Source organism: Variovorax sp. GW821-FHT10B04, assembly GCF_059415645.1.
In genome coordinates, this window is the sequence record NZ_JBWKNQ010000021.1 from 24901 (window position 1) to 46632 (window position 21732).

General features: G+C 69.6%; 16 protein-coding genes. 6 read left to right on the top strand and 10 right to left on the bottom strand.

The genetic code is table 11. From position 1 onward, the window contains the following. Positions 1-47 precede the first annotated feature (47 nt). The 5 genes from tssA (at position 48) to AC07PZ_RS31215 (ending at position 4381) form a co-directional block, all read left to right on the top strand. A complete protein-coding gene (gene tssA, locus AC07PZ_RS31195) occupies positions 48-1088 on the top strand; it encodes a type VI secretion system protein TssA (protein WP_495299069.1) in 1041 nt (346 codons plus the stop codon). A 40-nt stretch (positions 1089-1128) separates the two neighbouring features. After that, on the top strand, positions 1129-1644 hold the full coding sequence (gene tssB / locus AC07PZ_RS31200; RefSeq protein WP_495299070.1) for a type VI secretion system contractile sheath small subunit: 516 nt from the start codon (positions 1129-1131) through the stop codon (positions 1642-1644). A gap of 35 nt (positions 1645-1679) precedes the next feature. Then, positions 1680-3176, top strand: coding sequence for a type VI secretion system contractile sheath large subunit (gene tssC, locus AC07PZ_RS31205; RefSeq protein WP_495299071.1), 1497 nt, complete (start codon positions 1680-1682; stop codon positions 3174-3176). 185 nt (positions 3177-3361) lie between these two features. Next, positions 3362-3841, top strand: coding sequence for an Hcp family type VI secretion system effector (locus AC07PZ_RS31210; RefSeq protein ID WP_495299072.1), 480 nt, complete (start codon positions 3362-3364; stop codon positions 3839-3841). Between the two features lie 36 nt (positions 3842-3877). Then, a complete protein-coding gene (locus tag AC07PZ_RS31215) occupies positions 3878-4381 on the top strand; it encodes a hypothetical protein (RefSeq protein ID WP_495299073.1) in 504 nt (167 codons plus the stop codon). A 56-nt stretch (positions 4382-4437) separates the two neighbouring features. On the opposite strand, the gene AC07PZ_RS31220 is transcribed toward AC07PZ_RS31215, so the two are convergent. The 10 genes from AC07PZ_RS31220 to tssF are packed head-to-tail and all read right to left on the bottom strand — an operon-like array spanning position 4438 to position 20380. Beyond that, positions 4438-5223 carry a PP2C family protein-serine/threonine phosphatase gene (locus AC07PZ_RS31220; protein ID WP_495299074.1) on the bottom strand — a complete coding sequence of 262 codons (786 nt, stop codon included), beginning with the start codon at positions 5221-5223 and terminating at the stop codon, positions 4438-4440. Positions 5224-5237: 14 nt separating this feature from the next. After that, the gene (gene tagH / locus AC07PZ_RS31225; RefSeq protein ID WP_495299075.1) at positions 5238-7016 is read right to left on the bottom strand and encodes a type VI secretion system-associated FHA domain protein TagH; all 1779 of its coding nucleotides are present in this window, start codon (positions 7014-7016) and stop codon (positions 5238-5240) included. A 40-nt stretch (positions 7017-7056) separates the two neighbouring features. Beyond that, positions 7057-7458, bottom strand: coding sequence for a DUF4150 domain-containing protein (locus AC07PZ_RS31230; protein ID WP_495299076.1), 402 nt, complete (start codon positions 7456-7458; stop codon positions 7057-7059). Between the two features lie 21 nt (positions 7459-7479). Then, positions 7480-8157, bottom strand: a complete 678-nt coding sequence (locus AC07PZ_RS31235; RefSeq protein WP_495299077.1) for a DUF3540 domain-containing protein — start codon at positions 8155-8157, stop codon at positions 7480-7482. Positions 8158-8197: 40 nt separating this feature from the next. Then, a complete protein-coding gene (locus tag AC07PZ_RS31240; protein WP_495299078.1) occupies positions 8198-9250 on the bottom strand; it encodes a pentapeptide repeat-containing protein in 1053 nt (350 codons plus the stop codon). After that, positions 9247-11856 carry a DUF2169 family type VI secretion system accessory protein gene (locus AC07PZ_RS31245; RefSeq protein WP_495299079.1) on the bottom strand — a complete coding sequence of 870 codons (2610 nt, stop codon included), beginning with the start codon at positions 11854-11856 and terminating at the stop codon, positions 9247-9249. Before AC07PZ_RS31245 ends, AC07PZ_RS31240 begins: the two co-directional genes overlap by 4 nt. A gap of 15 nt (positions 11857-11871) precedes the next feature. Continuing rightward, a complete protein-coding gene (locus AC07PZ_RS31250; RefSeq protein WP_495299080.1) occupies positions 11872-14631 on the bottom strand; it encodes a type VI secretion system Vgr family protein in 2760 nt (919 codons plus the stop codon). A gap of 11 nt (positions 14632-14642) precedes the next feature. Continuing rightward, positions 14643-17330, bottom strand: coding sequence for a type VI secretion system ATPase TssH (tssH, locus tag AC07PZ_RS31255; protein ID WP_495299081.1), 2688 nt, complete (start codon positions 17328-17330; stop codon positions 14643-14645). Positions 17331-17384: 54 nt separating this feature from the next. Continuing rightward, positions 17385-18467: a type VI secretion system baseplate subunit TssG gene (tssG, locus tag AC07PZ_RS31260; protein WP_495299082.1), complete on the bottom strand. Its 1083-nt coding sequence runs from the start codon at positions 18465-18467 to the stop codon at positions 17385-17387. Further along, on the bottom strand, positions 18443-20380 hold the full coding sequence (gene tssF, locus AC07PZ_RS31265) for a type VI secretion system baseplate subunit TssF (protein ID WP_495299083.1): 1938 nt from the start codon (positions 20378-20380) through the stop codon (positions 18443-18445). The genes tssG and tssF overlap by 25 nt, the downstream gene beginning before the upstream one ends. Positions 20381-20728: 348 nt before the next feature. Between tssF and AC07PZ_RS31270 the strand changes: the two genes are divergently transcribed. Further along, positions 20729-21732: esterase/lipase family protein (locus AC07PZ_RS31270; RefSeq protein WP_495299084.1), on the top strand; the 1004-nt coding region annotated here is incomplete at its 3' end.

A 21732-nucleotide genomic window follows, 5' to 3' on the forward strand; every position in this document is an offset into this window, starting at 1 on the left:
GGCCTGTGTGCATCTTTGATTATCACCACGCACATCGAACAGGCAACATGCTTACATCCGAAGTCGTCGACGATCTCCAGACGCCCATCAGCGAGGCATCGCCGTGCGGCGACGACCTGGAATACGACCCGGCCTTCACGGCGCTGGAGGCCGCTGCGCAGGGCAAGCCCGAGCAGCAGTTCGGCGACACGGTGATCCCGGCGGTCGAGCCCGAATGGCGCGTGGTGTCGGAGCAGGCGCAAGCCGTGCTGCGCCGCGCGAAGGACGTGCGTGCGGCCATGCTGCTGCTGCGCGCGGCCACGCGGCTGCAGGGCGTGACGGGCTTCGTGCTCGGCATGCAGCTGCTCATCGGACTGCTCGACCGCTTCTGGGAGCAGATCCATCCGCAGCTCGATGCGGACGACGACAACGACCCGACCATGCGCCTCAATGCGCTGGCACCGCTGGTCGACGAGAACATGGTGCTGCGCGACCTGTACGACGCGAACGTCGGCATGGCGCGCGGCGTCGGGCCGATCCGCGTGCGCGACATCGCGATCGCGCACAACGCGCTGGCGGCGGGCGGCGACAGCGGCTACTCCGCCGCACAGGTGCAGGGCGGGCTCGAGGACATCCATGCGCAGCGCCCCGAAGCGCTCGCCAGCCTGGGCGACGTGGGCGCCGAGGTGCAGCGGCTGCAGTCGCTGCTGTCGGACCGCACGGGCCGCTCCGACGCCATCGAGCTGGCGCGGCTGCGCGCGCTCGGCAAGGTGCTGCGCCAGGCCGCGCAGGCCGTGACCGGTGGTGCGCCCGACGCATCGGCCGATGCCGCCGCGCCAGCCGATGCGCAGGACATCGGCGGTGGCGCCGAAACGGCGCGCGCGCCTGCCGTGCGCGGCGAGATCCAGAGCCGGCAGGACGCGCTGCTGATGCTCGACCGCGTGATCCATTACCTGCAGCAGTCGGAGCCCGGCAATCCGGCGCCGCTGCTGATCGAACGTGCCAAGAAGCTCATCGGCGTGAGCTTCCTCGAGATCATGCAGAACCTGGCGCCCAACGCGCTGGACACCATCGAGACCGTCACGGGCGCCCGTCCGTCGGGCGACTGATTTCCCCTGCCGACCACCATCCAACCGAAGGAGCGTCTTCATGTCCAAGAGCAGCCAGAAGTTCATTGCCAGGAACCGCGCGCCGCGGGTCCAGATCGAGTACGACGTCGAGTTGTACGGCGCCGAGAAGAAGGTGCAGCTGCCCTTCGTGATGGGCGTGCTGGCCGACCTGTCGGGCAAGCCGGCCGACCCGCTCGCGCCGGTCGGCGACCGCAAGTTCCTCGAGATAGACACCGACAACTTCGACTCGCGCATGAAGGCCATGAAGCCGCGTGCCGCCTTTGCCGTGCCCAACACGCTGACCGGCGAAGGCGAGATGAAGGTCGACATCACCTTCGAGAGCATGGACGACTTCTCGCCGGCCGCGGTCGCGCGCAAGGTCGACGCGCTCAACAAGCTGCTCGAGGCGCGCACCCAGCTGTCCAACCTCGTCACCTACATGGACGGCAAGGGCGGCGCCGAAGACCTGCTGGCCAAGGTGCTCGAAGACCCTGCGCTGCTGCAGACGCTGGCCGCCAGCAAGAAGCCCGAGGACGGCGCCGCGCCGGCCGCCTGACCCCCCACCGATCACGATCCGAGAGGAGACCGCCCATGGCCGAAGCACTCGAACAGCAAAGCGCATTGAAGGATGTCGCATATGCCGGCAGCGACTTTTCGTCGCTGCTCCAGAAGGAATTCAAACCGCGCAGCGACGAGGCCAAGAGCGCCGTCGAAGCCGCGGTCCTCACGCTCGCGCAGCAGGCGCTGGCCAACACGCAGGTCATCGGCAAGGACGTGACCAAGTCGATCCAGGCCATGATCGCCGCGATCGACGCCAAGCTCACCGAGCAGGTCAACAAGATCCTGCACAACGAGGACTTCCAGAAGCTCGAGAGCGCCTGGCGCGGCCTGCACTACATGGTGAACAACACCGAGTCGGACGAGAACCTGAAGATCCGCGTGCTGGACATCTCGAAGAAGGACCTGCACAAGACGCTGAAGAAGTTCAAGGGCGCGGCCTGGGACCAGAGCCCGCTGTTCAAGAAGATCTACGAAGAGGAATACGGCCAGTTCGGCGGCGAGCCCTTCGGCGCCATCGTCGGCGACTACCACTTCGACCAGAGCCCGCCCGACGTCGAGCTGCTCGGCGAGATGGCCAAGCTCGCGGCGTCGGCGCATGCGCCCTTCATCACCGGCGCGAGCCCGAACCTGATGCAGATGGAGTCGTGGCAGGAACTCGCCAACCCGCGCGACCTGACCAAGATCTTCTCGACGCCCGAGTACGCCGGCTGGCGCAGCCTGCGCGAGTCGGACGACTCCAAGTACCTCGGCCTGTGCATGCCGCGCTTCCTGGCGCGCACGCCCTACGGCGCCAACACCAACCCGGTGGAGGAGTTCGACTTCGAGGAAGACACGGCCGGCGCCGACCACAGCAAGTACGCCTGGGCCAACGCGGCCTATGCGATGGCGACCAACATCAACCGCTCGTACAAGATGTACGGCTGGGGCTCGCGCATCCGCGGCATCGAGTCGGGCGGCGCGGTCGAGAACCTGCCGCTGCACACCTTCCCGAGCGACGACGGCGGCGTCGACCAGAAGTGCCCGACCGAGATCGCGATCAGCGACCGGCGCGAGGCCGAACTGTCGAAGGCCGGACTGCTCTCGCTGATCCACCGCAAGAACTCCGACTTCGCGGCCTTCATCGGCGCACAGTCGCTCAACAAGCCGGCCGAGTACGACGATCCGGACGCGACGGCCAACGCCAACCTGGCGGCGCGCCTGCCCTACCTGTTCGCGTGCAACCGCTTCGCGCACTACCTGAAGTGCATCGTGCGCGACAAGGTCGGCAGCTTCAAGGAGCGCGACGAGATGCAGCGCTGGCTCAACAAGTGGATCACCAACTACGTCGACGGCGATCCGGCCAACTCGTCGGAAGAGACCAAGGCGCGCAAGCCCCTGGCCGCTGCCGAGGTGATCGTGGAAGAGGTCGAGGGCAACCCCGGCTACTACACCTCGAAGTTCTTCCTGCGCCCGCACTACCAGCTCGAAGGCCTGACCGTGTCGCTGCGGCTGGTGTCGAAGCTGCCGACCGCCAAGGGCGCGGGCTGAGCACGCGCGCACGGATGAGCGCATCGCGCGCGGGCTGCAAAAGACTTCGAAAACTTTGAAAAAACGCGCGCAGCCATTCGTTATCCAGACAGCTCCGGCAGAAAGCACCAGCCGCCGGCCAGGAGCCCGAACCCTCCCATCGTCAGCCACATTGCCTGCAGCGCAGGCCCATGAAGGAGCAAGAAATGAGTTCAGACTATTTCGTGAAGGTCAAGGAAGCCGAAGGCGAGTCCCAGATGAAGGGACACACGGGCGAGATCGAGATCACCTCGTGGTCCTGGGGACTGAGCAACACCTCGAGCGCCGGCTCGGGTGGCGGCATGGGCACGGGCAAGGCGGTGCCGCAGGACCTCCACTTCACGGCCGACCTGAGCAAGGCCACGCCCAACCTCGTCAAGGTCAACGCCAAGGGCACGCACATGGGCGAGCTCAAGCTCACGGCCCGCAAGTCGGCCGATGGCCAGGAGGACTACATGACCATCACGCTGACCGACGTGTTCGTCACCAGCGTGACGCTCGGCGGCTCGGCCGGTGGCGGCGTCAGCACCACGGTCAGCTGCGCGTTCAAGAAGTTCAAGATCGAATACAAGTTCCAGGATGGCAAGGGCGCGCTGAAGGCCGGCCCGGAATTCACCTGGGACATCGCCAAGAGCGAATTCGCCTGAGCACGCGCGCCGGGCCTTCCACGTTCGACACACGCCATGGCGTACCAACTCGAATGGACCGGCCGCAAGACCGGCCACAAGTACCTCTACTACAACCTCGCGCATCCGGTGGGGCTGTCGGTCGGCTCGACCGAGGACGACACGATGCTGATCCAGGCGCTGTTCCGCGTGGTCTTCTACGAGACCCGCTCGATCGAGCCGCCCGCGGGCCACAAGGGCATCGCGGTGGACGGCAAGTGCGGCAACATCACGCAGGCCCACATGCGTGCGTACAAGCAATGGATGCGCCGCAACGGCCTGCCGACCGTGGCCGACGGCAAGATCGACCCGATCGAGGGTAACCCGAACGAGGCCGCCACGCCGCTGCACCACGACCGCTATGTGCTGGAGACGCTGAACTACCAGTCGATCACCGAATGCGACAAGAAGGGCCTGGCCAAGCGGCGCGACTTCCACAGCGCGCCGCGCGAGGACATCCCCGAGCCCTTGTTCAAGGCGCTGCAGACGCGAGGCACGGTGTTGAACTGGCCGTTCAACTGATACGCGCTTCAACGGCGGAACATGAACGAAAGGCGCCTCGGGCGCCTTTCGCCGTTTCAGGCGACGGTGCCGTTGCCCGGCAGCAGCCGCGTCATGTCGTCATCTTCCGCCCGCAGCCACAGCGCAACGGCCGTGTAGTTGTCGTGCCCCGGCTTGGCACGCGCGCGCACCTGTGCGTCGATCTGCTCGATCCACTGGCTCGGGTTGCGCGAGGCGCGCAGCGTCTCGGCCAGGCACTCGTCGCCCAGCGGCTCCCAGACGCCGTCGCTGCACAGCAGCAGCGCATCGCCCGGCTGCAGCGGCATCGGCGCCGACACCGTGATCTCGGGCGGCTCGTCGACCGAGCCCAGCGCCGACAGCAGCATGTTGCGCTGCGGATGCTGGCGCGCGCCCTCCTCGTCGAGCATGCCGCCAGCGACCATCTGCTGCACCAGGCTGTGGTCGACCGTGCGCTGCACGCGCGCACCGCCGCGGAACAGGTAGGCGCGGCTGTCGCCGGTGTGGGCCCAGGCCAGCCGGTTGTCCTGCAGGTCGATCGCGGCGAGCACCAGCGTCGAACGCATCGCCGCAAGCACCCCACCCTCGGCCTGGCGCGCGACCACGGCCAGGTTGGCGTCTTCCACCAGCCGGCGCAGCAACGCCGCGTCGAGCCCCGGCGACTGCGCGAAGCCCTGCAGCACGCTGAGGCGCGCCGTGGCGGCCGCCACGTCGCCGCCACCGTGGCCGCCCGCGCCGTCAGCCACCAGACAGGCGACATGGCGGTCGTCGTGCCAATGGCCGTAGACGTCCTCGTTGTAGCTGCGGCCGCCCTGTCGGGACAGCGTGACGATCTCGATTTCCACCGGTGCCTCTTTTCTCATTGGCCGGGCGCACCCGATTTCAGACGTGCCATCTGCTCCTCGTAGGCCTGCAGGAAGGCCTTGCCGAACAGGCTGTGGAAGTCGTCCTCCGCCTCGGTCGCGATGCCCGCATAGAGCGCCACGAACTGGTCCCACAGCTTGGCCTTGCGGTTGGCCGCGAACAGGCTGTCGAGCGCCGAGCGCGCCGCGATCTTCTTCTCCAGCTCGGCCGGCTCGAAGCGCGCGATGACGTGCGCCAGCGCCGCGCGCAGGCCGACCATCACGCCGAACTGATGCGCGCGCAGGTCGTCGTAGGCGTCGCGCATCGCGGCCTCGGCGGGCATGAAGCCGCGCACGCCGGGCCCGAGGAGATGGGCCAGCGCGACCTCCACGGTCGGGGAGAACTTGAGCGGGTTGTTGGCCTGCGACGCGATCATCGTGACCTCGGCGCGCACCTCGCGCTTGAACTCCTGGCGCGTGAGCAGCAGTTGCAGCGTGCCTTCGGTGGCGCTGCGCAGCATGGCGCCGACGCGTTCCATGAGCTCGGGCGTGAGTGCTTCGGGCGGCTGGTGCGTGCCGCCCAGGCCGCGCAGGAAGGCGGCGAACAGCGCATCGCCGCCGGCCGGCATGGCGGTCGTTGGCGTCGTCCGCGGGGCGGGTGCGGGCACAGGCGCCGGTGCGGACGGCGCCATGGGTGCGGCCATCGGCGCAACGGCTGGCACGGCGGCGGGCGGCGGCGCCTGCAGCGGCGTGATCGGCGTCAGTGGCGCATCGAAGTCGCCCAGTGCGTCGAGCAGCGACGACGTCGACGGCACCGACGCGGGCGGCGGCACATAGCCGAACTGGCCCATCGGCAGATGGTCGCTGCGCGGCGCGCCAGTGGCGGGCGGCGGGCTGCCGAAGGCGGCCAGCGGGTCGGCCGATCCGGCGGTGTTCGGCTGCCGCAGCGGATCGGCCAGTGGCGACAGCGCCAGCGGGTCGGCACCGAAATCGCCGAGCCCGCCCATGCCGCCGAACAGCGCGTCGATGCCCGCGCTGCCGGGCGCGGCGGGCGGCAGGCCGATGCCGGCAAAGTCGTCGAGCGCGCCGACATCGCCGGCACCGCGGGCGCCATGGGTTCCGTGCGCGGGCGATGACGTTGCGGCAGGCGACGGCCCGCCGAGCAGGTCCGCGAAGGGGTCGACGGCCGCGCCGCCGGCGCGTGGCGGCGCCGCGCCGAGCGGGTCGGCGAACCAGTCGGCATCCAGCGCCGATGCGCCGGAAGGCGCCGGGAATGGCGCGGCCGGCGCTGCGGAGGGCGCTGAAGACGTGGCGCTGCGAGCCGGCGCGGATGCATTGGCCGGCGCGGAGGCGGCCGGCGCCCCCAGCCCGGCCAGCAGATCGGCGAAGGGATCGTCGTCGCTCGCCGAAGGCCCGGCCGGCGCGCCGAACGCGGGCGATGCGAAGGCCGGCGCGGCAGGCGCAGCGGCGACGGCGCCCCCACCATCCGCCTGCGCCACCACCAGCTCGAAGCCGCCGATGACCAGCCGGTCGCCGTCGGCCAGCAGCACCTCGTTGCCCGCACCGAGCGGACGGCCGTTGCTCTGCATCGGGTTGCTGCCGCGGTCGACGATGAAGAACTGGCCGTTGCGGCACAGCACCTGCGCATGCACGCGCGACACGGTGCGGCCCGGGTCGTCGAGCACCAGCGTGTTCGTCGGCGCGCGCCCGATGGCGCCGCCCTGCTCGCCGAACTGTGCGGCCACCGCCGGACCGACCGGGCCACCGGGATGATTGACGACTGCGATCCGGATCACGGGACGCCTCCTTGCTGCCGAGGGTAGGAACGATCGGTTCTCATGGCGCCAGCATCATCACCAGCGTCTGGCTCGGCACCAGGCGAACGCCGGGGCAGTTGGTGCTGTTCTGCAGTGCGACGCTGGTCATGCGCGTGGCCGGCATGCCCATGTAGAGCACGGTGAACGCGCCGGTCAGGTGGCGGCTCGGCCCCATCACGGTGCCGGACGCGACGCCCGTCGCCAGGCCCGCGTTGTCGCCATTGGTCATCGGGATGGTGGTGCCGAGGTTGTGCACCGGCATGCCCATGATCAGGATCAGCGGGCAGTTCGGTATCGCCATCGGCCCCATCGCGATGTTCGGATACGGGATCGGAATGGGTGCCGGCGACGGCGGTGCGGGCGTCAGGCAGACATCGGGAAAGCCCATGTCGGTGCCCATCATCTGGCAGTTGGCGAACATGCTGCGGGCTCCCTGTCCCGTTCATCCGAAATGGATCTGGCCGCCGCGCGCCTTGACCAGCTTCTCGCCCTGCACCAGCAGGTGCTCGGCGGACAGCGACATCAGCTGCCCGGCCTCGCAATCGATCTGCGTGGCGCGCACGCGGTCCAGGCCTTCGGTGGTGCGCGTGTGCTGCCGGCTGAAGTGGACCGCCCGGTCGAACACGGTCGACAGCAGCGTGCCGATCAGCTTGACGGTGCCGCCGACCAGCCGCACCTGGCGGCTGGTCAGCTGCACGTCGTCGGCCGCCATCTCGGCATGCCGCGCCTGCAGGTGGAAGCGTGCGCTGTCGATCGCGACCTCGGCGGCACCGAGCGTGAGCGACCCGCCCGCGCTCTCGAGCCGCGCCGGGCCCTGCGCCCGCAGCACGTGGGTCGCGCCCTCCTCGCGCTGCAGCACGGCGACGATCCAGGTCTCGTGCGGCGCCACGCGCAGGCAGGCCACGCTGTCGCCGGGCATCGGCTCCAGCAGGCAGCTCGCGGCGCGCCGGCCATCGGCCTGGAACGCCGCGCTGCGGACGGCGAAGCCGCCGGCCGGGTGGCGCGCCGTCACGGTGCCGACGAAGTGCGTGGCGGGGATGGCCGCGCCATCGCGCCCGGACGGGCCGGCCGCCGGTGCCGGCCGCTGCGCGCGCACGGTGCTTCGGGTGGGTGTCTTCATGGTGACGGCTCCTTGGGTCATTCGGTGGTCATGCGGTGGCTCACGCGGTGGCGGGCTGCCAGCGTTCGGCCTGCGCCAGGTCGGGGTCGGTTTCCAGCGCACGGGCGCGGTCGGTCATGGCGGCGCCATCGAGCTTCGTGCCGTGGAGCACGGCGCGGAACATCGTGGCGCCGCGCAGGTCGGCGCTCTGCAGGTCGGCATGGCGGAAGTCGGCGTAGGTCAGGTCGGCGCGGGCGAGCACGCTGCCCGGCAGGCTCGCCTCGGCGAAGTGGCACTGGTGCAACTGCGCGCCGTCGAAGCGCGCCTGCGGCAGCGCCGCGCGCGTGAAGAGCGCCTGGCGCAACTGCGCACCCGTGAAGTTCGCGCCGCTGCCCTGCGCGTCGCAGAAGATGGCGTGCATGGCCTGCGTGTCGCTGAAGTCGGCGCCATCCAGCGTCGCCTGCTGGAAGTTGCACTGCGCGATCGAACAGCCCGCGAAGCGCGCCTGCGACAGGTCGGCCTGCGTGAACTGGCAGCCGCCCAGCGCGAGCCCCGCGAAGTCTCGGCCCTGCAACCCGGTCTTGTGGAAGACGACGCGGTCGAGCGTCGCCTCGTGCCACGTGAGCGCGCGGATGTCGCACTGCAGCAGGTTGCTCTGCAACCACCGGCTGCGGTCGGCGTTCACGTCGAGCAGCCGCGACTGGTTGAAGGTGGTGGCGTCGAGCAGCGCCTCGGCCAGGCTGGCATGGTCGAGCACGCAACGCGAGAAGGTCGCCATGCCGAGCCCCGCCTGCATGAACTGCGCATGACCCAGCGTGCATTCGGAGAAGGTCGCGCCCTGCAGGTTGGCGCCGCGGAACTCCGCGTGCGTCATCTCGCATCGGTGGAACACCGCGCGCCGCAGGTTGGCGCCGCCGAACATCGCGCCCGACAGCCGGCACTGGTCGAACACAACCTCGCGCATGTCGGACTCGCGGAAATCGGTCTCGTCGAAGCGCGTGCCCGAGAACACGCCGCCGCCGAGGCTGCTGCGGGCATACGCGCCCTTGCGCAGGTCCTGCCCGTGGAAGTTCTCGCCCAGACCGACCGCGATCGCCAGCAGCTCGGCCTTCATGGCGCGGCGCTCCGGGCCCGGTTGGCCTGCTGCTCGGGCGTCCAGCGCGGCCAGGTGCGTGCGCGCGTGACGAGCGCGCCGTCGAAGCGCGTGTCGCCGTCGAGCCAGACGCGCGACAGGTCGACGCCGAACAGGTTGGCACTGCGCAGGTCGGCGCCGCGCAGGTCGGCCTGCTGCAGGATCGCGTCCTGCAGGTTGATGCCGCCGAGCCGCGCCTGCACCAGTCCGGCCTTGCGCAGCAGCGCGCCCTTGGCGCTGGCCAGCCGCGCGTCGCAGCGATCGAGCTGCGCACGCCCGAGGTTGGCGCCGTCCAGCACGGCCTTGATCAGCCGCACGCCGTCCATGCGGACTTCGCCGAAGTTGACGTTGCGCAGGTTCGCCTGCGTGAGGTCGGCGCCGGTCAGCGTGGTCGTCTTGTCGAAGACCGCGCCCGCGAACTGCGCACCCATGAGCCGGGCGCCGTCCATCGCGCAGCCGATGAAGCTGGCACCCGCCATCTGCGCTTCCCGCAGGTCGGCGCCGGTCAGCGTGCATTCGATGAAGCTGGCATTCGCCAGCTCGGCGCCGGCCAGGGTCGTGCGGCTCAGGTCATGCCGATAGAACAGGTGGCCGGGCGCGCGCAGGCCGGTCCAGTCGGCGGCGCCCCAGGCGGTCTCGTGCATCAGCGCACCGGCGATGAGCGCACGGCGCCACTGCGTCTGCGCGAGGTTGCAGTGCATCAGCATCGCGCCCGACAGGTCGGCGTCGTCGAACACCGCGTCGGCGAGTTGCGCACGGCCGAGGTTGGCGCCCGCGAAGCCGGTGCCGACCGCGATCAGCCCGCGCAGGTCGGCATGCGCCAGCACGGCGCCATCGAGCTTCGCGCCGGACAGGTTGGCACCGCGCAGGTCCGCGCTCTCCAGCCACGCACCCGAGAAGTCGACGCCGCGCAGGTCCATGTGCGACAGGTCCGCACCGGTGAGGTCCATGCCGGCCAGCATGCGCACACCGGACGCCATCAGCAGTTGCAGGTCGCGCCGCAGCACGGCCGACTCGGCCTCGGGCAGCGCATGCGCGGGCGGCTGGGTGTGCGCCGCCTGCAGGTAGCCCTGGCGCTCGACGGCCTCCTGCTGCACGAGCTGCGCCGCGAGCCGGTCGACCGGCGGCAGCGCGCTGGCCGGCACGGTGGCCTTGAGCTTGCGCATCTGGGCCTCGGCGCGGAAGGCCGGCGGACCGCGGTGCAGCAGCGACGCCGGATCAATCTTCGCGTGCTCGATGGCGTCGAGTGCCTTTTCCATCGCCTGGATGCTGTCGTCCAGCAGCGCGAGCTGCTGCGCCTCGGCTTCCTGGCGCTTGGCCTTCAGGTAGGCCGGCAGTTGCGCCATCGGCGGCGGCGGCTCGCGCTGCGGCAGCTTCAGGCCGAGCGCGTCCGGGTCCTTGCCGAGCGCGGTCACCTTGTCGCGCGCGATCTGCATGTCGATCTGCGCGGCGCGCAGCTGCGCCTCGGCCTGCAGGCCGTCGGACTTGAACGCGGACAGCGCCCGCTCGAATTCCGGGTCGAGCGTGTCGAGCCTGTCGGGCAGCAGGTCGGCGTCGTTGAGCGCATGCAGGCCGCCGTCGACCGGGTCGAGCCGCCGCTCCAGCGCGCCCGCGTAGTGGGCGTCGTCGCGCACCTCGCCCAGGCGCTCGACCGCGCCCATGAGGTGCGCGATGTCGGCGCCGTCGTCCTCGCCGACCTCGGCCATGCCCTGGAACACCAGCACCGCGCGTTCGGCATGCGGGAAGAACCAGACGGTGGTGAGGCGCATCGGCACTTCGCGCAGCTTGTGCGCGCCGGCCGGCAGGCGGTAATTGGCGAACACGCGCACGCGCAGGCCCGGCAGCGCGCCTTCGATGTGCGGCTGCGTGGGATGCAGGTGGTCGAGCGACCACGGCTCGTCGCCGCGCAAGGGCGCACCGAGCCACTGGTCCGCCGGCGCCATGTTGAAGTACTTCCAGTCGAGGTCCGGCGCGAAGCCGGGCGAATGGGCCTGCAGCCAGTCGTCGCCATAGGTGCCGCGCCAGGCCGCGCGCGCGGGGTGCATCGGGTCGAGCGCGGCGAAGCCGGCGGGCGCGCCCGGCTGGTCCGGCCGCAGCCAGCGCGCCTGCGGCGACTCGATGTTGGGCAGCAGCAAGGCACCGTCCGGGCCGGGCCGTCCACGCCCCACCGGATTGGCCGGCACGTCGGCGCCGCCATAGGCGCGCGTCCAGTCGATCGGCATGCGCTCGAACGGCCGGGGCTCGCTCGCGCGATCACCGGCCCAGTAGCGGTCGCCGAAGACCAGCAGCGTCTTCTCGGTGCCGCCGAGCCGCACGCGCACGGCGCAGGCGTTCGGCCGATCGGCCGGCGGAAAGGCATGGCCGGCGACGAGGAACTCGGGCGTGAGCTTGCTCACGCCTTCGTCGATCAGCGGCACCGCCATCTCGCCGGCGAGGAAGTTCCACATCGACTGCTCGCCCCACAAGGTGCCGCCGGCCGCCTGCGCGAAGGGCACGTGCAGGCAGCCCGAGATGCACAGGCCGAAGCGCTTGCGGTATTCGATCGGGCGGCTCGACAGACCGAGCACCTGGGGCTTGCAGACGTGCATGGGCGGCTCAGTCCGTCATGGCTGGGGCGGGTCCATGAAGGCCGCGTCGTCGGCGCTCGGGCCCTGCACGCTGGGCATCGCGGGCACGTTCTGGGCCACCGTGGCCGCACCGTCCGCCGCGGAAGACGCCGAGACCTCGGCCACGCGCGCCGCGTTCGAGAGGAACACGCCGGTGCGGTTGCGCAATGCCTGCAGGCGCGTCCAGGTGGCCGGCGAGACCTTGCCCTTCAGGTCCTCGAGGTCCTTGTCGCGCTGCTCGGTGAGGTTCATGTAGACCGCGGCCGACGAGCCGAGCCCGGCGCCGAGGCCGGCCGCCACGCCCATCGCGGCAGCGGTTGCCGCCGCGCCCGAGAACATGCTGGCAGCGCCCGGCGCGCCCGCGCCACCGGCGCTGTAGAGCTTGATCGCGTTCTGGTCGAGGCCGACGCCCGCCATCGTCATGTCCACCGCGTTCATGCCCATGGCCAGCACGCCGTTGGAGATGTCGACGCCCAGCACGTTGGAGATCGACACGCCCAGCGCCGACGAGATCTGGATGCCCGCATACACCGCGTTGTCGGGGCCGGTGGTCATGCTCTGCTGGGCGCCCTGGAAGATGTTCATCGCGCTGCCGATCACGGTGCTGCTGCTGGCGCCGATGTAGGTCTCGGTGTTGGCGCCGGTGACCACGTCGTTGGCCTCGACCACCGTGCGGTTGAACTGGATGCACGAGAAGTCCATGTTGCCCATGGTCCCGAACTTGTACGACGCCGCGGTGGACACGAACCCGCCGCCGACCTTCAGGCCGTAGGCGCCGATGCAGTCCAGCGTCATGTTCGCGCCGCGCAGCGAATAGGCGCCCGTCGCGTAGTGCGTCATGGTGGTGCTGTAGGTCGCGTCGTCCACCGCGACCACGGTCTTGCGACTGGGGGTGATCTTCACGTCCTCGCCGCCCTCGATCTTCACCGTGCGCAGGCCCTTGATGGTCACGGTCTCGGTGCCGGTGCTGATGGTGGTCGTGCGGTTGCCCTTGCCGATGGTCAGCGTGTCGTTGCCTTCCAGGATGGTGGTCGTGCGGTTCTTCTTGATCGTGTTGGTCTGGTGGCGATCGACCTTGGTCGACTGGTCGTTCTCGACCGAGGTGTTCATGTTCATCTCGGCATGGATGCTGATCGCCTCCGCACCCTTCTTGTCCTCGAACATGATTTCGTTGAAGTTGTTCACGCCGCCGCCGGGCGTGGAGCGCGTCTTGAAGCCGCTCTGCGTGGCCGACTTGTACGGGATCGGCTGGTCGTCGTTGTACATGCGCCCGACGATGATCGGCCGGTCCGGGTCGCCGTTGAGGAAGTCGACGATCACCTCCTGCCCGATGCGCGGCGCGAAGTAGCCGCCCCAGCCGTCGCCCGCCCAGGGCTGCGACACGCGCACCCAGCAGGTCGACTTCTCGTTGCTCTCGTCGTAGCGGTCCCAGTGGAAGTGCACCTTGACGCGGCCCATGTCGTCGACGTGGTGCTCGTCGCCCTTCGGGCCGACCACGATGCCGCTCTGCGGCCCGGGCATGGTCACGCGCGGCGTGAGCCGCGGCGGGCGGAACGGCATGTCGGCCGGCAGCACCGTCAGCAGGAAGGCGATGTTGCCCGCCACGCCGCGCCGCAGCTCGGGCGTGTCGGCGATCAGCGATTCGAGCATGTCGAGCGTGTCGGCGTTGACGGCGTCGTCGGCCAGCGCGTTGTGCAGTACCGCGCCGATCGACTCGGTTTCTTCCTGCACGTGGATGCCTTCGTAGCCCGCATGCGTGGCGACGAAGGTGCAGGCGGCGATGGTGTAGTCGCCGTCGGTCACGCCCTCCGGGTCGCCCGCGAAGGTGAAGGCGCGGCCGACCGCCACATCGGGCCAGCGGGTCAGCGCCCAGTGGCGGTCGCGCCGCGCCTGCAGCTCGTCGCCGCGCACCCGGGCCGTGGTGTCGGCATCCTCGCCGCTGAAGTAGCCGCCGGGGAATTCGAAGATCTCCAGGTCCGCCAGTTCGTGGTCGTCGTGCGCGTCGATGTCGGCGCCGACCTTCTTGCGGATCGCCTTGAAGTCGCTGTCGCGCGCCGCATGCTTGCCGGTGTCGAAGCGGCGCGCGCTGACCCAGCGGCGGATCTCGTTGTAGCGGCCCTCGCCCGCGCCCTGCGGCACGAAGTTCAGCGTGTCGGCCACCGGCAGCTTCTCGTGCGCGACGTCGCTGGCATCGGCCAGGTGCATGGTGCCCGGTGCATCGTGCGCGTCGAACCAGTAGTAGATGCCCGCGTCTTCCAGCAGCCGCGACAGGAAGCGGTAGTCGCTCTCCTGGTGCTGCACGCAATAGCGGCGCGACTTGTGGGTGCCGATCACGCCGCCGGCGCCGAGCTTCTTGAAGCGCTTGATCGGGCTGTCCTCGAACACCGCGTCGAGCACCTCCAGCACGCTCTTGTCCTGCAGGATGCGCGAGTTGGTGCGCTTGGCGAGCAGGCCGAACCAGGAGCGCAGCGTGATGCGGTATTCGAAGAAGCGGCCGACCGCGCGCAGCCGCACGAAGCGCACCGCATGGCCCTGGCAGTGGCGCTCGTGCGCGCCGCCATCCGCGTCCTGGAAGTCGATCGTCACGTCGAAGGCATGACCGAGCACGTCCTTGGCGTCGACGCCCTTGTTCTTCGACAGCACGGTCAGCTCGTACAGCGAGGGCCGCGACAGCGCCTCGTGCCCGACCACGCTCCAGAACATCAGGTCGGCCGCGGCCGGCGAGTCGCTCTTGATGTGAAAACGTTCTTCGGCCATCACCGCCCCGGTCAGTCGAATGCGTAGGTGAAGTCGCTGTCCTTCACGTCCAGCGCCACGCGCCGGATCTCGCCGCCCGAGGCGAGCCGTTGCAGGTATTCGACCGAGATGGTCGGCAGCACGGTGTTGGTGAGGATCGCGTCGATCACGCGGCCGCCGGACTCCGGGTCCTGGCAGCGCGCGACGACCTGGTCGACCACCGCGTCGCTGTAGTCGAAGGGCACGCCGTGGTTGGCCTCGACGCGCTTCTTGATGCGGCCCAGCTGCAGCCGCACGATCTTCTTCATCATGTCCGGCGACAGCGGGTAGTACGGGATGGTGACGATGCGGCCCAGCAGCGCGGGCGGGAACACCTTCATCAGCGGCGCCTTCAGCGCATCGGCCAGCGCGTTGGGCTCGGGCAGCAGTTCGGGGTCGCGGCACATGCTCATCACCAGTTCGCTGCCGGCGTTGGTGGTGAGCAGGATGATGGTGTTCTTGAAGTCGATCATGCGGCCTTCGCCGTCCTCCATCCAGCCCTTGTCGAAGACCTGGAAGAAGATCTCGTGCACGTCCGGGTGCGCCTTCTCGACCTCGTCGAGCAGCACCACCGAATAGGGCCGGCGGCGCACCGCCTCGGTCAGGATGCCGCCTTCGCCGTAGCCCACGTAGCCCGGCGGCGCGCCCTTGAGCGTGGAGACGGTGTGCGCCTCCTGGAACTCGCTCATGTTGATGGTGATGATGTTCTGCTCGCCGCCGTAGAGCGCCTCGGCCAGCGCGAGCGCGGTCTCGGTCTTGCCGACGCCGGAGGTGCCGCACAGCATGAACACGCCGATCGGCTTCTGCGGGTTGTCGAGCCGCGCACGCGAGGTCTGGATGCGCCGCGCGATCATCTCCAGGCCATGCTTCTGGCCGATCACGCGCTGGTTCAGCGTGTCGGCCAGCTTGAGCACCGCCTCGACCTCGTTCTTGACCATGCGGCCGACGGGAATGCCGGTCCAGTCGGCGACGACGGAGGCGACGGCTTGCTCGTCGACCGAGGGCAGGATCAAGGGTGACTCGCCCTGCACGGCGTGGATCTTCGATTGGAGTTCGTGCAGTTCCGCCAACAACGCCGCCCGGTCTTCGCTCCCTCTCCCTTCGGCAGAGGGCAAGGCATCCACCGGCTTGCTGCCCGCACGCAACTGCGACCGCAGTTCCAGCAGCCGATCGATCAGCCCCTTCTCGTCCTTCCAGCGCGCATTCAGCGTCTCCAGCTGCGCCTTCGATTCGGCCAGCAACGCCACGACCGATGCCGAGCGCTTCGCCACGTCGATGCCGATCGCCTCCTCGCGGCCGATGATCTCCTGCTCGACCGTCAGCGCCTCGATGCGGCGCAGGCAGTCTTCCACCTCGGGCGGCGTCGCATGCTGGCTCACGGCCACGCGCGCGCAGGCGGTGTCGAGCAGGCTCACCGCCTTGTCGGGCAACTGGCGCGCCGGGATGTAGCGGTGGCTCAGCTTCACCGCGGCTTCGATCGCCTCGTCGAGCAACTGCACGCGGTGGTGCTTCTCCAGCACGCTGGCCACGCCGCGCAGCATCAGGATCGCCTTGGCCTCGTCGGGCTCGGGCACCTGCACGACCTGGAAGCGCCGCGTGAGCGCCGGGTCCTTCTCGATGTACTTCTTGTACTCGGCCCAGGTCGTGGCGCCGATGGTGCGCAGGTTGCCGCGCGCGAGGGCCGGCTTCAGCAGGTTGGCCGCATCGCCGGTGCCGGCGGCACCGCCCGCACCGACCAGCGTATGGATCTCGTCGATGAACAGGATGATCGGCGTCGGCGAACTCTGCACCTCGTCGATCACCTGGCGCAGCCGCTGCTCGAACTCGCCCTTCATGCTCGCGCCGGCCTGCAAGAGGCCGATGTCGAGCGTGAGCAGCTTCACGTCCTTCAGTTGCGGCGGCACGTCGCCGCGCGCCAGGCGCTGCGCGAAGCCTTCGACCACCGCGGTCTTGCCGACACCGGCCTCGCCCGTCAGCAGCGGGTTGTTCTGGCGGCGCCGCATCAGGATGTCGACAATCTGGCGGATTTCCTCGTCCCGCCCGGTCACCGGATCCATCTCTCCCTTCTTCGCCTTCTCCGTGAGATCGACAGCAAATTTCTTGAGCGCGTCGCCCTTGCCCATGGCGGCCGGCGCCATCGCGCCCGCGTCTTCGCCGGGCGCGCCCGAGCCCATGCCGGTGCCGTCCTGCGCGCGCATCTGGGCTTCGGGCGAGGCATCGCAGATCTTCGCGAAGTTGTCGCAGAGGTCTTCCAGCTTGACCTTCTCGAATTGCTTCGACAAGCCGAACAGCGGATTGCGCAGGCTCTGCGTCTTGAGCATGCCGACCAGCAGATAGCCGGTGCGCACCTGCGCCTCGCCGAACTGCAGCGTGGCGTAGGTCCAGGCGCGTTCGATCGCGTTCTCGATGTGCGGCGAGAAGTCGCTGATGGCGGTGGCGCCGCGCGGCAGGCGGTCGAGCGCGGCCGTCATGTCCTTGGCCACCGCGGAGATGTCAAGGCCGTAGTGCTGGATCACGCGGTGCAGGTCGGAGTCCTGCGCCTGCAGCAACTGCGCGAACCAGTGCTCCAGTTCGACGTAGGGGTTGCCGCGCATCTTGCAGAACACCGTGGCGCCCTCGATGGCCTTGTAGGCCAGCGAATTGAGCTTGCCGAACAGCGCGGTGCGACTGATTTCACTCATGTGCTTTTCTCCATCTCGGTGTCTGTGTTGAGAACGATCCGGGCGCCCTGTTTTTCAAGCGCTGTCGATGCGCACGTCCGCCGCATCGCGCCCGCGTGGCCGTGCGCCGAGCCACGACACCCAGCCGAGCCGCGGCGCATTGCCCGCATGCCGGCCGAGCCGCGTCGGCGGCACCTCTTCCTTGCGCAGTTGCAGCGCGGCGTCCCAGTACAGCTCGTCGCCGAGCAGTTGCTGCATCCAGCGCTGCAAGGCCGGCCGGGCAGAGCCGATCGGCAGGAAGTCCCGGTACTGCGCGAGCGTGAGCGGCCCCAGGTGCAGCCGCACGCGGTGCTGGCGGTCCCAGGCGCGCTGGCCCAGCATCGCGCCCATGCCCATGGCGCGCGAGCTCTCGCCGCGGCCGAGCCGCGTGAGTTCGGCGGCGGGCAGCGCCATCCAGTGGCCGACCCAGCGCTCCAGCCGCACCGGCACGCCGAAGTAGCTGCACAGCACGGCCTCGACACTCTCGGCGTTGTGCACGCGGCGCACCAGCCGGCCGGCGAAGTGCAGGCGCGCGTCGTCGTGCACCGCATCGCGGTCGGTGCGCGCCGCGGTGCCGATGCCGATCAGCGCGCCGATCTGCAGGCGGAACGCGTCTTCGCCCGGCCGGTCCAGCGCGACCGCCGGCCGCGCCTGCGCCCAGGCGCGATAGAAGTGCAGCGCGAAGCGGTGCGAGAAGGTGTCGAGAAACGCGAGCCAGGTCGGGTCGCCGTGGTTGATGAAGCGCTCGCGGATGAAGTCGCTCAGGTGCACCGGCAACGGCCCGTTCGGCCCGATGTAGCCGAAGAAGTGCTGGCGCAGGCGCGGCGGCGATGTCGCGGTGGCGGGCTCGAAGCGGCTGAAGCTGGCCGGCGCGAACGACAGCGACGGCTCCTGCCCGACGCGCACCGGCTCGGCCGACGGCAGCAGCGCGCGACCCCAGCGCGGCGTGGTCTGCGCGACGGCCTCGAGGCGGCGCATCAGCGCGAAGTAGTCGAAGGCCCAGGGCGTGTCGGCGTGCTGCTGCAGGCGACCGGCGACGCGCGCGGACACGCTGGCGCTGTCCGCGCCGGGGACCACGCCCGAAGGCGCGCCGCTCACAGCACCGGCCGGTTCCCGCACAGCGGCCTCCATCGCATGATCTCGCCCTTGCCGGCGACGCTCAGCACCGTCTCGACGAAATGGTTGACCTCCACATGGCGCGCCAGGTACTGCGCGAGCACCGCGCCGAACAGGAACACGCTGTGGCCGTGGAAGGCGTTGCGGTCGACTTCCAGCGTGACCTCGAGCCCGCGGCCGAAGGCGATCGGCCCGGCCATCGGCAGGCGCCGCGCCACGGCCTTGCTGCGCACCGACAGCAGCCCCCGCACCTGGCCCTGGCGCATCTCGTCGGCATGCACCGCGTACAGCATCAGCATCTCGCGCAGCGCGGCCGCGCCCTGCTGCGGGCTGCTGTCGGACAGCGACAGGTAGTTGAGCGCGAGATGGTCGACCACGCGCCAGCCCAGCCCCTGGCTGACCACCGGCGACACCGGCCGCGACGGCCCGCGCACCATGCGCACGCGCTGCACGGGGAAGGAATCGACGCAGTCGAAGTCGTTGTCGCGCCCCATCGGCAGCAGCAGCGCCAGGTCGCGGTTGGTGACCAGCGCCGTCACTGCCAGCTGGCGCAGCGCGCCCGAATACGGCGCCTGTTGCGGATCGACCACCTGCATGTAGAGCTCGGAGCCGATGTGGCTGCTGCGGTGCCCTTCGGTGCGCTGGCGGACCGACAAGGTGCGCGGCTCGCGGGTGGTCGTGTAGTACGCGGGATGCGCGTGGCGGCTGCCGTGGAAGGCCGCGTAGAACGGGCGGAAGACCTGCTCCGGCGCGGCATCGCCCGCGCCGCCCGAACCTGCCGAGCCGCTCGCGCCTGCCGAACCTGCCGCGCCCGGATTGCCGTGGCCGACCACCTCGGTCACGCTGTGGACCTCGAAGTCCTGCGGTCGCGTGCGGTCGGGCACCAGATGGAACTGGCTCACGCCCTCGCTCACCGGCACGCGGTCGAGCCGCTTCGGAAAGAGGTTGATCGCGGGCACGCAATGCAGTTGCACGTTGTCGGCGGTGACCAGCTTTTCCAGCGACGGATCGCCGCGCGAGAACAGCAGCACGAGCTCGATCTCGGTGCAGGCCATGTCCGCCAGCACCGGCCGCAGCCCGGTCAGTTGCGCGAACTGAAAGCGCTGCGGGAACGCGAAATATTCCTGCACCAGCCGGTAGCCCGAGAAGCCGGTGGCGGTGGCGGGCAGCAGCGCTTCATCGTCCGCGAAGCCGACCGGCGCGATGCTGCGCGACGGCAGGCTGCGCGCCGCGCCCGCCACCGTGCCGGTGGCCGACAGCGGCTGCACCAGCAGCCCGATCGGCTGGGCCAGCGCGCATTCGTGCAGCTTCCACGCGACGTCGTCGGCGCCGCCGAAATGCAGCACCAGGTCGTCCAGCGGCAACTGGTCGAAGCGCAGGCCGGCGGTCGCGCGCAGCACGATGCGCAGGCCGCCGCGGATGTCGCGCGACTGCGGATGCGTGGCCAGCGGCAGGTCCGGCGCGTAGCTGAAGTACTGCGCGCGCTTCACCTCCAGCGGCCAGACGCGCAGCGCCGCGGCGGTGCGGAATTCGCAGTGCGTGTTCTGGCCCACGGCTGCGCGCGCACGCAGCCCGCTGTTGCGCTGCAGCGTCGGGCCGGTCGCGAGGTTGGCGTCTTCGAGCTCGGGTGAGAACGCGAGCACCGCCATCGACGGCGTCGGCGCGAGGAAGTGCGGATAGACGATGTCGAGCAGGTGCCCGGTGAAGCGCGGGTATTCGGCATCGAGCTTCAGGCCGACCCGCGCCGACAGAAAGGCGGTGGCCTCGATCAGCCGCTCGACGTACGGGTCGGCCACCTCCTGCCCTTCGACGCCGAGCCGGTGCGCGATCTTCGGAAAGGCGCGCGCGAACTCGGCCGAGCTTTCGCGGAAGTAGCGCAGCTCCTGTTCGTACAGGTTGAGCAGGCGAGGGTCCATGGGCGGGCGATCGGTCTCCGGCGTGAGGCACGGCACAAGCGAGATCGACGCCGGCGGCGCCCTGGCATGCGTGCTTCTTCAGGCCGGGGTCATGCTGACACGCGGTGTGCGGTCGCGGAACTGGCTGGACGGGATAGGCAATTGGGGGAAGGCGTGGGAACCGCCTCCAAGGCAATCGCTTTTCGATGTCAGGAAACCATCACTTGGACGACCTGTTTCGGCGCTTCGATACGCCACCGCCACAAGGGCCGCCAGCGCGCCACGATCGCCCGCTGCACCGCGGGCCTCACCGCACATACACCCGCCCCCGTCATTCATCCTGTTCACGGCAACCAGCTCATCCGAACCATGACACCACCCACCCCTCCCACCCCCCGTGTCGCCCATCCGGTCTCTGCGGATGGTGACGTCCTGCAATACACATGGACCCTCACCGAGCGAAGTCGCACAGATCTCGTCGAGGTCCGTGTCGATGTCATGAATGTGCTGCCCATCGTCTTCGTGCCGGGGATCATGGGGACGAATCTGAAGCGGAAGGACGGTCCGGAGAAAGTCTGGCGGCTGGACACACTCGGCGGCGTCGAACTTGGCCTGGCCGGTGGCAAGCTTCTCCAGCTAGCCGGAGAGCGCCAGCAACTCCTCCATCCCGACCGCACGGAAGTCGATGCCGGTGGCAACGTCCCCACCCGCGCCGATGGCTCTGCCACCAGCATCCCGTACAAGGACCGCGGCTGGGGCGAGATCGGCGAGGGCAGCTACCACGCCTTCCTGCTGAAGCTCGAGAAGCTTCTCAATGGCTTTCGCTCTGGCCTCCCTGCCACTGCGGCTGAAGCCCAGATTGCAGCCCTGATGGCCGAACGCACCGGCGCCGATTCATCCTGGCGCCCGCAGAAGCCGTTCGTGGATGCCAACCCGGAGGACTTCGCCAAGCTGCGCAACTGGCTGTTGCCTGTCCACGCCTGCGGCTACAACTGGCTGGACGACAACGCCAAGGCTGCGAAGCTTCTGAAGCAACGCATCGAGCAGATCATCGCGAAGCACAACGGCCCCTGGGCGCGCTGCGAGCAGGTCATCGTCATCACCCACAGCATGGGCGGGCTGGTGGCGCGCGCCTGCCAGGCCTTGCCGGGCATGCAGGAGAAGATCGCCGGCGTCGTGCACGGCGTGATGCCCGCGAACGGCGCGGCGGTTGCTTACCGGCGCTGCAAAGTCGGCATGCTCGAGGAAGACCCGATCGGCGGCCGCGTCATCGGTGGCACCGGCCAGGAGGTGACGGCCGTGTTTGCCCAGGCGCCGGGCGCGCTGGAGCTGTTGCCCACGCAGCGCTACGACAAGGGCTGGCTTGAAGTGCG